Origin of the sequence: Phenylobacterium sp. (assembly GCF_031181185.1) — a bacterium.
Classification (GTDB): domain Bacteria; phylum Pseudomonadota; class Alphaproteobacteria; order Caulobacterales; family Caulobacteraceae; genus Phenylobacterium.
In genome coordinates, this window is record NZ_JAPSKZ010000125.1 from 1 (window position 1) to 10,884 (window position 10,884).

Genomic DNA, 10,884 nt, shown 5'->3' on the forward strand with positions numbered 1-10,884 from the left:
TAGGTCGAGGTGGCGTAGATCGGCGGCATGACCGCGCCGGTCGTGGGATCGTGCTCCTGCCCGCCGTGTATCGCCCGGGTGGCGAAGTCGAGCCGGTTCTTGCCGGGGATGTTGTCGGTCACGCCTTTCGCCTCAGGTAGTTGATCAGGTCGATCCGGGTGATGAGCCCCAGGAACTCCTTGCCGTCCATCACGATCGCCACCTGGTCCATCTCGAACACGGGCAGCAGGGCGTCCAGCGGCTGGCTGGCCTGCAAAGTCGTGAGCTTGGCGGTCATGGCCGTGGAGACCGGCTGCTTGAAACGGCCCTCGGCGGTGCGGCGCTCGACGGCTTCAAGCAGATCGCTCTCGTCGATCAGCCCGATCAGCCGGCCGTCGTCCATCACCGGCAGCTGGCTGACGTCGGCCTGGCGCATGCGGTTGTAGGCCGTGAGCAGCGTGTCTTCGGGACCGACCGTCACCGCCTCCCCCTCCGAGCGGGCGATCAGGTCGCGGAGGTCGCCGTGCAGCTGGCGCTCGGCCAGGCCCTGCTCGGCCACCCAGCTGTCGTTGTACATCTTGGACAGGTAGCGGGAGCCGGTGTCGCAGACGAGGGTGACCACGCGCTTCGGCTCGGTCTGTTCGCGGCAGTACTTCAGGGCCGCCGCCAGCAGGGTGCCCGACGAGGAGCCAGCGAGGATGCCGGCTTTCATCAGCAGCTCACGGGCCGTAGCGATGCTCTCCTGGTCGGTGATGGCGTAGGCCTTCTCGACCAGGCCGAGGTCGCAGATGTCGGGCACGAAGTCCTCGCCGATGCCCTCGACGATCCACGAGCCGGCCTCGACCTTCTTCCCCTCGTTGACGAGCGGAGCCAGGATCGAGCCGACGGGATCGGCCAGGACCATGCGGGTCTTGGGCGAGGCCTTCTTGAAGAAGCGGCCCAGGCCCGTGAGCGTGCCGCCGGAGCCCACGCCCACGACCACCGCGTCGATGTCGCCGTCCATCTGCTCGAAGATCTCAGGGCCCGTGGTGGTCTCGTGGGCGAGCGGGTTCGCGGGGTTCTCGAACTGGTTGATGTAGACGGCGTTGTTCAGCTTCGCGGCGATCGCGGCCGCCATGTCCTGATAGTACTCAGGGTGGCCCTTGCCGACGTCCGAGCGGGTGATGCGCACGTCGACGCCCATCGCCCGCAGGTGCTGGATCTTCTCCCGCGCCATCTTGTCGGGCACCACCAGCAGCAGCTTGTAGCCCTTCAGCAGGCCCACCTGCGCCAGGCCGAGCCCCGTGTTGCCGGCCGTCGCCTCCACGATCGTGCCGCCCGGCTTCAGCCGACCGTCCTTCTCGGCCGCCTCGATCATCGAGCGGGCGATGCGGTCCTTGATGGAGCCGCCGGGGTTGGCGTTCTCCAGCTTCACGAACAGGCGGCAGGGGCCGGCCTCGAAGCCGGTCAGCTCGACCATGGGAGTGCGCCCGATCAGGTCGAGGGCGGAGGCCGCGAGCGGCGGCAGGGGCAGGGTGGTCACGAAGATGCCTCTGGTTTGCGGAAGCGCACGGCCTGCAAACGGAACCGGATTGCTTCGAGTTCAGCAAAGGCAGGTAGACATCAGGCTAAAGCATGGCGCAAGGCGGGAATTCATTGCCGCGGCGAACATTAAGCGGGGCAAGACCTTCCGAGCGCCCGCGGTTGTGGGAGCTTGCAGGACGCGCGTACGTTGATAAAGCGTCCGTCCCCAACGGGAGCCTCCATGATCGGCAGCTGGGTCGCCGTCGTACGCCGGCGCTTTTCGCAGGACGGTCTGTTCTGGGCGTGCGCCGCCACCGTGATCCTGCTGGTCCCGATCCTCCTGGTCGTCGCCTGGCGGGCCACCACGCTGGAGCAGGCCCAGCAGGACGCCGCGCATGCCGCCATGGTGCGTTCGGCCGAGCGCCGGGCGCAGGTGCAGGCGCTCGCCCTGGCGCTCAAGGACGTGGAGAGCAGCCACCGCGGCTATCTCCTGGCGGGCGATCCCAGCTTCCTGCGCCGCTACCACGCCGCCGCTCCGGACCTGGACGACCGCTTCGCCCAGCTCCACCTGGCCTTCGCGGACCAGCCGGACCAGCAGGCGCGGGTGTTCCGGGCCCGCGAACTCGCCTCGCAGCGGATGGAGGTGATGGAAGCGACGCGCCGCGCGCGCGACGTGCAAGGCCTGGAGGCGGCCAGCGCGATCGTCGCCACCCGCCGCGGCGAGAACCTGATGGAGCAGCTGCGCGCCGTCACTGACGAGATCACCGCCGCGGAGGCGCGCAACCTGTCGCAGCGGCTTGAGCAGTCGAACCGGCAAACCCTGCAGGCCCGCCGCGTGGCCTCGATCAGCTTCATGCTGGTGCTGGCCGCTATCGTTGCCGCGGCGGTCATGGCCTTCCGCTACACCAATCTGCGCACAAAGCTGATCACCCGGGCCCGGGCGGAGGCCGAGCGGCGGCAGGCGATCTTCGACTCCGCGATGGACGCCATCGTCATCTTCAACCCCAGCGGGGGGATCGAAACCATGAACCGGGCGGCCGAGGAGATGTTCGGCTACTCGGTGACCGAACTGGTCGGCCGCGACATCTCCACCCTGGTGCCGGACGCCATGGGCGGCGACGCCCTCTTCCTCGACCGGCTGCGCAACGAGCGGAACCTGCGCCAGGGCTCCGCCTGCGAGTTCGAGGCCCGCCGCAGGGACGGCGCGACCTTCCCCGTCGACATCAACTTCGGCGAGATGCACCAGCCCGACGGCGTGCACGCCGTGGCCGTGATGCGCGACTGCACCGAGCGGCGGAAGGCCGAGCTCGCCAAGTCCGAGTTCGTCTCCACGGTGAGCCACGAACTGCGGACGCCGCTGACCTCCATCGCCGGGTCGCTGGGCCTGCTTGTCGGCGGCGCCGGCGGGACGCTCCCCGAGAAGGCCGGACGGCTGATCGCCATCGCCGAGAGCAACAGCCGTCGGCTGGTGCGGCTGATCAACGACATCCTGGACATGGAGAAGATCCAGTCCGGCAAGCTGACCTTCACCCTGCGCCCATTGGATCTGGGCGACCTGGCGCAGCGGGCCATCGACGGCATGAGCGGCCTGTCGAGCGAGACCGGCGTGGCCATCGCCTACGTGCCGCCTGACGCGCCGGTGACCGTCCACGGCGACGCCGATCGGCTGACGCAAGTGGTGACCAACCTGATCTCCAACGCCCTGAAGTTCTCGCCGCGCGGTGGCAAGGTGCAGGTGAAGGTCGAAGTCGCCGGCCGCCATGCGCGCCTGCGCGTCAGCGACCAGGGGCCGGGCATTCCAGCGGAATTCCGCGAGCGGATCTTCGGCCGCTTCGCCCAGGCCGATTCCTCCGACACCCGGCAGAAAGGCGGCACCGGCCTGGGCCTGGCGATCAGCAAGGAGATCGTCGAGCGGCACGGCGGCCGCATCTGGTTCGAGAGCACGCCTGGCCAGGGCGCCACGTTCTTCTTCGAGCTCGCGGCCCAGCGACCCGCCGCCGGCGCACCAGCCGCGCGCACCGGGAACGAGCCGCGCGTGCTGCTGTGCGAGGACGATCCGGACGTCAGCCACGTGTTGGCCGAGGCCCTGCGGGCCCAGGGGTTTGCGGTTGAGGCCACTGCGACCTTGAAGGAGACCCAGACGGCGCTGGCGAGCGGGCGGGCCTTCGATGTCCTGCTGCTGGACATCCGCCTGCCGGACGGCTCCGGTCTCGATCTGCTGCGGCGGATGCGCGCCGATCCTGCCATGCGCCACCTGCCGACGATCATCATCTCGGGCGACCGGGCCGATCGCGAGGCCATGGCCGGGCTGGGCCTGGTGGACTGGATCGAGAAGCCGGTGGACATGAGCCGCCTGCAGGCGGCGCTGGGCCAGGCGATCGACACCAGCGACGACGACGGCCCCCTGGTGCTGCACGTGGACGACGACCCGGACCTGCGCCATCTGGTCGAGGAAGCGCTGTCGGGTCGCTGCCGCCTCGTTTCGGCCGAGAGCCTGGCGGCGGCGCGCTCGAGACTGGCCGAGGCGACGCCCGACCTGGTGATCCTCGACGTCGGTCTGCCGGACGGGTCGGGCCTCGACCTGCTCGGCGAGTTGGTGGACAAGGACGGCCGCCCGATCCCCGTGGTGGTCTTCTCGGCCCAGGCGTTCGACGAGGGCAAGATCGCCGACGCCGTGGACGCGGTGCTGGTCAAGTCGCGCACATCCCTCGGCCAACTGGTCGCCACCGTGCGGCGCCTGTGCGCCGCCACCGCCGCAGAGCCGGCAGAAACCTGAGCGAGGACGAGCGTGCTGAAGATCCTCTACGTCGACGACGAACCCGACATCCGCGAAGTGGCGACCATGTCGCTGGAGATGGACTCCGACTTGGAGGTCCGGGCGGCGGGGTCGGCGGAGGAAGCGCTGGAGGTGCTGGACGCCGGGGGCTGGACGCCCGACCTGTTCCTCCTGGACGTGATGATGCCGGGCGTCGACGGGCCCACGCTGCTGGGCTGGATCCGCCAGCGCCCGCAGTTCGACGCCGTGCCGGCGGTGTTCATCACCGCCCGCGCCCAGCGGCAGGAGTCCGAGCGCTTGATGTCGCTGGGCGCCATCGCCGTCATCGCCAAGCCCTTCGACCCGATGACCCTCGCGGCCGAAGTGAAGGCGGCGGCCGGCCGCTAGACCCTAGACTCGCCGCCTCTTCACGTCGCGCAGCACCTCACGGGCCGCGTTGTGGCCGGGCGCGCCCGTGACGCCGCCCCCGGGGTGGGTTCCCGATCCGCACTGGTAGAGGCCGGCCAGCGGCGTCCGGTAGTCCCCCGCGCCCAGCACCGGACGGGCCGAGAACAGCTGATCGAGGCTCAGGCGGCCGTGCATGATGTCGCCGCCGACCAGGCCGAAGGTGCGCTCCAGGTCCAGCGGCGAGAGGACTTGGCGGCCGATGACCGAACGGGCGAAGCCCGGCGCATGCCTGTCCACGGTGGCGATCATCAGGTCGGCGACCTCGTCACCATGGTCGTCCCACGAGCGGCCGCCCGGCAGTTCTGGCGCCACATGCTGGCAGAACAGGCTGGCGACATGCCGCCCTTCGGGGGCCAGGCTGTCGTCCAGGGTGGACGGGATCAGCATCTCGACGATCGGCTCCCGCGACCAGCCGTGGACGCGCGCGTCCATGTAGGCGCGGTCCATGTACTCCAGCGTCGGCGCGACGATGATGCCCGCGGTCAGGTGGTCGCCCAGCTCGGGCAGCACGGTGAAGCGCGGCAGCTCGGACAAGGCCACGTTCATCCGGAACGTGCCCGAGCCCGAACGGTAGCGGTCCACGCGCTCCCGGAAGTCGGCTGGGAGGACCGCCGGATCGACCTTCGAGAACAGCCGCTGGGGATGCAGGTTGGAGACCACCAGCCGGGCCTTCAGGACCTCCCCGGCCTCGGTGACCACGCCGGTCGCCCGACCCTTCTCGGTCAGCACCTCGGCCACGCCGCAGCCGGTGCGGATCTCGACCCTGCGCTCGCGGCAGCAGGCGGCCATGGCCTGGGTGATGGCGCCCATGCCCCCGATGGCGTGGCCCCAGGCCCCCTTCTTGCCGTTCACCTCGCCGAAGACGTGGTGCAGGAGGACGTAGGCCGAGCCGGGCGTATAGGGGCTCGCATAGTTGCCGACGACGCCGTCGAAGCCCAGGACCGCCTTGATCGGCTCGCTCTCGAACCAGCCGTCCAGCCAGTCGCCGGCCGACTGGGCGAACAGCGCAAGCAGGTCGCGCTTGGCGGCGAGGTCCAGCTTCGACAGCCGGCGCCCGAGGCTGGCGCTCTTCAGGAGTTCGGGGACCGCCTGGGCGAAGCCGCCTTCGACCAGGTTCGGCGGCGTCTGCAGGACGAGCTCGCGCAGGACATCCGCGATGGCGTCGAGCCGCTCGTTGTAGGCGTCGAGCCGCTCGGCGTCGCGCGGCGAGAAGCGGGCCACCTCGGCCTTGGTGCGGCCTTCGCCGGTCAGCAGGTAGTCCCCATCGAAGGGCAGAAAGTTGGCCGCCCGACGCTCCACCACCTTGAGGCCGTGGCGCGCCAGGTCCAGGTCGCGAATAACCTTCGGATTGAGCAGGCTGACCGTGTAGCTGGCCACCGAGTTGCGGAAGCCCGGGTGGAACTCCTCGGTGACGGCGGCGCCGCCGACGACGTGGCGCCGTTCAAGCACGGTCACCTTCAAGCCCGCGGCGGCGAGGTAGGCTGCGCAGGTCAGGCCGTTGTGCCCGGCCCCGATCACGAGAACGTCGGTCATGAGCCTCCGTGTGCCACGACCGGCGCCGCTTGGCGATCAGGCGACCGAGTCCACCACCTTCCGGAGGCCTTCGCGCAGGGCCTTGCAGTGGCCCGGATCGTGCGCCTGCACCAGACGCATCACCTGCAACGCGTCCACGTGAACGGCCACCATGGCGGTGCTCCAGCGGTCCGCCGCCCGGAAGCGGGTGATCAGCTCACACAAGCTGTAGGCCGCCTCGCCCAGTTCGGTGCGCTCGAAGACGCCGGCCATGGCGATGATGCGGTTGGCCGAGACATAGATCTCCTGCACCTGCGGATCGTCCAGGCGGGTGACCTGCTTGGCGAGCTCCAGGATGTGGCAGACGGTCTGGTCGATCTCGTCCAGCGTCCGTTCGCGCAGCTCGACCAGCCGGCCATCGGCGGCGGTCACCGCCTCCTTCAAGGTCAGGCCGGTCTTGTAGTTGAGGGCCTTGGCCAGGCGGTTCTCGTACTTGAACGTCTTGGCTGTCATCACGCGACCGCCTTTCGGGGATTGAGCAAAGCGTCGATCTCGGACTGGGCGAGATCCGGGCCGGCGGGGAAGCCGACCTCGGGCGACAGGTCGTCCTTGCGGCGGCCCTGCATGCCGGGCGGCGGGCCGAACGCCTTGTGGCGACGATCGGGGCCAACGTAGGTCTCGCACTCGACGAACTCCCGCTGGTCCTGGACCAACCAAAGGATGCGATCGAACAGGACCTTGGGCGTGATGGGCTTGGCGACGACGAAGTTGGCGCCACAGTCGCGGGCCTTGAAGACCTGGCTGGACGGGGTGTGGCCGGCGACCAGCAGCACCGGGGCCAGGCGGTTGCGGCCCTCGCGCTCGCGACGCAGGCGCTTCACGAACTCATAGCCGCCGTCGTCCTCGTAGTCCCCGTCGATCACGATCAGATCGAAGTCGACGCGGCGGGCGACCTCCTCGGCGTCCTGCAGCGAGATGTGCTTGCGGATCGCCTTCACCCCGAAGCCGATGAACACCTGGCCCAGGATGTCGAGCTCGGCCTGGCTGTTCTGGACGATCAGGACGACGGTCTTGGAAAGATTGAGGCGCGGGTCGGCGCCGGGGACGCGGCCGGTCATTCGAACAGCTCCAGGTCGCCGGCGGCGGCGCGGGGCTCCAGGCGCGCGAGGCTGAGCGCGGCGGCGACGCCTTCCAGCGGCAGGTCGCGGGCGGCGGCCGCGGCGTCGGCGCGCCACTCGGCCGGCAGGCCGTCGGCGAGCGCGGCCAGGAAGTAGGAAAGGCTGGCGAGGCTCTGGGTCACGTGGTCGAGGTCCTGGACCGCCTCACCGTTCAGACCGCACGCCACCGTCGGACTGAGCGCGTCCTGCAGGCCGGCGCAGCGGCTTTCCAGGTCCTGAAGCACGCCCGCGGCGGCGGTCAGCACGTCGGAAAGGGCAGCGGGTTGCATGGCGCTCATCTTCCGGCTCCTTCGGATCAGAACAGTTCCAGCTCGCCCGCGGCGGCCGGCGCCGGCGGCGGGCGGCGGACCCGCTCGCGCTCGGCTTCGAACGGCGTGACGACCTGGTGCGGCAGGAGGATCTGGCGGGCGCGGCCCGAGCCCGGCCAATATTGGACCCGGCGGGCCTGGTCGCCGCGCAAGCTGCCGCCGACATAGGTCAGGCCCTCCAGCCTCAGGTAGGCTTCGGCGAACTCGGCGTTTGCGGCGCCCACGTCGGTCAGGGCTTTCAGCATCCGGGCGCCGCCGAACAGCTTCACCTCGAGGCGGCTGCGCTGAGCGCCTCGCGCCAGCAGCGCGTTGACCAGCAGCTCCATGGCGTGCGCCCCGTAGCGCTGGGCGTCGCCGGTGGCGTCGGCCTCCTGGGCGCCCGGCAGCAGGAAGTGGTTCATCCCGCCCAGGCCGAGGACCGGATCGCGCATGCAGGCCGCCACGCAGCTGCCGAGCACGGTGGTCAGCACCGCGTCGGGATGGTCGGCGACACAGAACTCGCCCTGCACCACGTGGGTCGGGCGTTGCGCGAGGGCCTCGTACCGGGCGGAGGCGGTCATGTGATTGGGCCGAAGACCGCCTCGATCTTCCCCTTCAGCGTGCCGACGGTGAAGGGCTTCACGAGGTAGTTGTTGACGCCGAACTGCACGGCCCGCTGCACCAGCTCCTTGTCGGCGCGGCCGGTCAGCATGATGAAGGGCGTGGTGCGGATCGGCTCATGGCCGCGGATGGCGCGCAGCAGGCCGAGGCCGTCCAGCTTAGGCATGTTGTAGTCCGAGATCACCAGGTCGGCCTTGCCAGTCAGCACGGCCCGCAGGCCGGCCTCGCCGTCCGGGGCCTCGCGGATCTCGCGGAATCCCAGTTCCTGAAGGCCTGTGCGAACGAGCGAGCGCATGGTCTGTTGGTCGTCGACCACGACGACGTGCATGGAAGCCGCAGCGGGCATCAGGCTTTCTCCACAATCTGGGGACTGACCGCCTTGAGGAGTTCGGCGGCGATCTTGTCGAGCGGCGCCTGGCGCTCGACGGCTCCGATCTCGAAGGCGGCCTTGGGCATGCCGTAGACGACGCAGGTGGCCTCGTCCTGGCCGATGGTGCGGGCGCCGGCCTGGCGCATCTCGAGCAAGCCGCGGGCGCCGTCCCGGCCCATGCCGGTGAGGATGGCGCCGACCGCCCGGGCGCCCACGGTCTTGGCTGCGGACGAGAACAGGACGTCCACGGACGGCCGGTGGCCGTTGACGCGCTCGCCCTCGGCGACGCGACAGCGGGGGCGTGCGCCCCCGACCACTTCCAGGTGCCGGTCGCCGCCGGGCGCCACATAGACGCGGCCGATCTCGAGCGGCGCCCCGTCGGCGGCCTCCTCCACGCGCGGGGCGCAGAGGCGGTCCAGCCGCTCGGAGAAGCTCTTGGTGAAGCTCTCGGGCATGTGCTGGGTGATGACCGTCGGCGGGCAGTTGGCCGGGAAGCGCGAGAGGACGGTGATCAGCGCCTCGACGCCGCCGGTCGACGAGCCTATCGCGATCAGCCGGCCGTCCGGGGCATGGTCGATGCGCGTCGGCGCGGGCGCGCCGGCCACGCGGTCGAGCGGGCGGACCCGGGCGCGCGCGGCGGCCTTCACCTTCTCGGGCAATTCGCGGAAGCCCTCGAGGCCCCCGGTCGACGGCTTGGCGACGCAGTCCACCGCGCCGATCTCCAGGGCCTCCAGGGTGACCTCGGCGCCGCGGGTCGTCAGGGTCGAGACCATGACCACCGGCATCGGCCGCAGACGCATGATCTTCTCCAGGAACTCGATGCCGTTCATGTTCGGCATCTCGACGTCCAGCGTCAGCACGTCGGGATTGAGGGCCTTGATGGCCTCGCGCGCCTCGTAGGGGTCGCCGGCCTGGCCGACGACCTGGATCTCCGGGTCGCGGGACAGCACCGCCGAGATCAGGCTGCGCATGGTCGCGGAATCGTCGACGACGAGGACCCGGATCATCGGGCCTGCTCCTTCAAGCGATAGATGGTCACACCGTCGGACTCGACGGCTGCGGCGGCAGGCCCCGAGATGCGTTCGGAATGGCCGAGGTAGAGGCGGGCGGCCGGGTTCATCAGCGGCAGGAAGCGGCTGAAGACGCGGGCTTGCGTCGCCTCTTCGAAGTAGATCACCACGTTGCGGCAGAAGATGGCGTCGAACTTCCGCCGCATCGGCCAGTCGGCCATCAGGTTCAGCTCGTTGAAGACGATCAGCCGGCGCAGCGTCTCGGATGCGGCCCAGCGCTCGCCGTCCTTCTCGAACCAACGGCTCCGCAGATCACCGGGGATCTGCAGCATGCTGGAGGCGCCATAGACGCCCGCCCGCGCATGGGCGAGGACGTTGGTGTCGATGTCGGTGGCCAGCACGCGGATGTCGTGGTCGGGCGCGTCGGGCATGAGCGAGAGGATGGTCAGCGCGATCGAGTAGGGCTCCTCGCCGCTGGAGCAGCCGGCGGACCAGATGCGCACCGACCCGCCGCGGCGGGCGGCCTCCAGCAGGGGCTGAAGCCGTGTCTTCAGGTGGTCGAAGTGGTGCGGCTCGCGGAAGAAGCGGGTCACGTTGGTGGTCAGCGCCGCGATCATACGCTGGCGCTCGTCCACGTTGCGTGCGTCGGCGACCAGGGCGCAGTACTCGCGGAAGCTTTCCAGCCCCAGGCTACGCAGCCGCTTGGCGAGCCGCGAATAGACCAGCGTCGCCTTCGATTCCGAAAGCGCGATTCCGGCGCAGTCGTGGAGGATGGCGGCGATGCGCCGGAAGTCCTCGGCCTGGAAGACGAACTCGCCGTCGACCAGCCGCTTGCCGTCCGCGCCTGCCGGCGAGACCTGGGTCACGCAGCGGCCTCCAGGTCTTCCTGCGGGAACAGGCCGGTCAGCGACAGGAAGCTGACCATCCGGCCGTCGATGGCGAGCAGGCCCCGCACCGACGAGCGGGCGAGATCGGAGCCCACGTCGGGCGTCGGCTGGATCATGTCGTCGGTGATGGTCAGGATGTCCGAGACCGCGTCCACCAGCAGACCCACGATCTGCTTCTCGACCTGGGCCACGATGATGACGTGCCGCGCCGTCGGGTCAGCCGCGCCCAGGCCCAGGCGGGCGCCCAGGTCCAGGATCGGCAGCACGGCGCCGCGCAGGTTGATCACGCCCCGCACGAAGGCCGGCGCCTGCGG

Annotated in this window: 12 protein-coding genes and 1 pseudogene; 2 read left to right on the forward strand and 11 right to left on the reverse strand. The window is 70.1% G+C overall.

Translation table 11 applies throughout. From position 1 onward, the window contains the following. Both RIF93_RS14500 and RIF93_RS14505 read right to left on the reverse strand, forming a co-directional pair. Positions 1 to 122, reverse strand: a pseudogene (locus RIF93_RS14500) (cystathionine beta-lyase); the annotation flags it as partial. After that, positions 119 to 1,501 carry a cystathionine beta-synthase gene (locus RIF93_RS14505; protein WP_309092161.1) on the reverse strand — a complete coding sequence of 461 codons (1,383 nt, stop codon included), beginning with the start codon at positions 1,499 to 1,501 and terminating at the stop codon, positions 119 to 121. The pseudogene RIF93_RS14500 and the gene RIF93_RS14505, both read right to left, overlap by 4 nt. Positions 1,502 to 1,723: 222 nt before the next feature. Here RIF93_RS14505 and RIF93_RS14510 point away from each other — a divergent pair, with 222 nt between their 5' ends. Both RIF93_RS14510 and RIF93_RS14515 read left to right on the forward strand, forming a co-directional pair. Continuing rightward, the gene (locus tag RIF93_RS14510; RefSeq protein ID WP_309092162.1) at positions 1,724 to 4,258 is read left to right on the forward strand and encodes an ATP-binding protein; all 2,535 of its coding nucleotides are present in this window, start codon (positions 1,724 to 1,726) and stop codon (positions 4,256 to 4,258) included. Between the two features lie 12 nt (positions 4,259 to 4,270). Continuing rightward, on the forward strand, positions 4,271 to 4,645 hold the full coding sequence (locus RIF93_RS14515; protein WP_309092163.1) for a response regulator: 375 nt from the start codon (positions 4,271 to 4,273) through the stop codon (positions 4,643 to 4,645). A 3-nt stretch (positions 4,646 to 4,648) separates the two neighbouring features. On the opposite strand, the gene RIF93_RS14520 is transcribed toward RIF93_RS14515, so the two are convergent. The 9 genes from RIF93_RS14520 to RIF93_RS14560 all read right to left on the reverse strand — a co-directional run. Continuing rightward, complete coding sequence (locus RIF93_RS14520) at positions 4,649 to 6,238, reverse strand: NAD(P)/FAD-dependent oxidoreductase (RefSeq protein ID WP_309092164.1); 1,590 nt, start codon at positions 6,236 to 6,238, stop codon at positions 4,649 to 4,651. Positions 6,239 to 6,274: 36 nt separating this feature from the next. Next, positions 6,275 to 6,730 carry a hypothetical protein gene (locus RIF93_RS14525; protein WP_309092165.1) on the reverse strand — a complete coding sequence of 152 codons (456 nt, stop codon included), beginning with the start codon at positions 6,728 to 6,730 and terminating at the stop codon, positions 6,275 to 6,277. Then, positions 6,730 to 7,335, reverse strand: a complete 606-nt coding sequence (locus RIF93_RS14530) for a response regulator (RefSeq protein WP_309092166.1) — start codon at positions 7,333 to 7,335, stop codon at positions 6,730 to 6,732. The genes RIF93_RS14525 and RIF93_RS14530 overlap by 1 nt, the downstream gene beginning before the upstream one ends. Then, a complete protein-coding gene (locus RIF93_RS14535) occupies positions 7,332 to 7,673 on the reverse strand; it encodes a hypothetical protein (RefSeq protein WP_309092167.1) in 342 nt (113 codons plus the stop codon). Before RIF93_RS14535 ends, RIF93_RS14530 begins: the two co-directional genes overlap by 4 nt. A gap of 17 nt (positions 7,674 to 7,690) precedes the next feature. Beyond that, complete coding sequence (locus RIF93_RS14540; protein ID WP_309092168.1) at positions 7,691 to 8,263, reverse strand: chemotaxis protein CheD; 573 nt, start codon at positions 8,261 to 8,263, stop codon at positions 7,691 to 7,693. Then, entirely contained in the window at positions 8,260 to 8,649 is a 390-nt protein-coding gene (locus RIF93_RS14545; RefSeq protein WP_309092169.1) for a response regulator, read from the reverse strand. Before RIF93_RS14545 ends, RIF93_RS14540 begins: the two co-directional genes overlap by 4 nt. After that, positions 8,649 to 9,680 (reverse strand): chemotaxis response regulator protein-glutamate methylesterase, encoded by a 1,032-nt coding sequence (locus tag RIF93_RS14550; RefSeq protein ID WP_309092170.1) that lies wholly within the window; start codon positions 9,678 to 9,680, stop codon positions 8,649 to 8,651. The genes RIF93_RS14545 and RIF93_RS14550 overlap by 1 nt, the downstream gene beginning before the upstream one ends. Beyond that, positions 9,677 to 10,549: a protein-glutamate O-methyltransferase CheR gene (locus RIF93_RS14555; RefSeq protein ID WP_309092171.1), complete on the reverse strand. Its 873-nt coding sequence runs from the start codon at positions 10,547 to 10,549 to the stop codon at positions 9,677 to 9,679. The genes RIF93_RS14550 and RIF93_RS14555 overlap by 4 nt, the downstream gene beginning before the upstream one ends. Continuing rightward, positions 10,546 to 10,884, reverse strand: a 339-nt coding sequence (locus tag RIF93_RS14560) for a chemotaxis protein CheW (RefSeq protein ID WP_309092172.1), incomplete at its 5' end; no start/stop codon positions are given. The genes RIF93_RS14560 and RIF93_RS14555, both read right to left, overlap by 4 nt.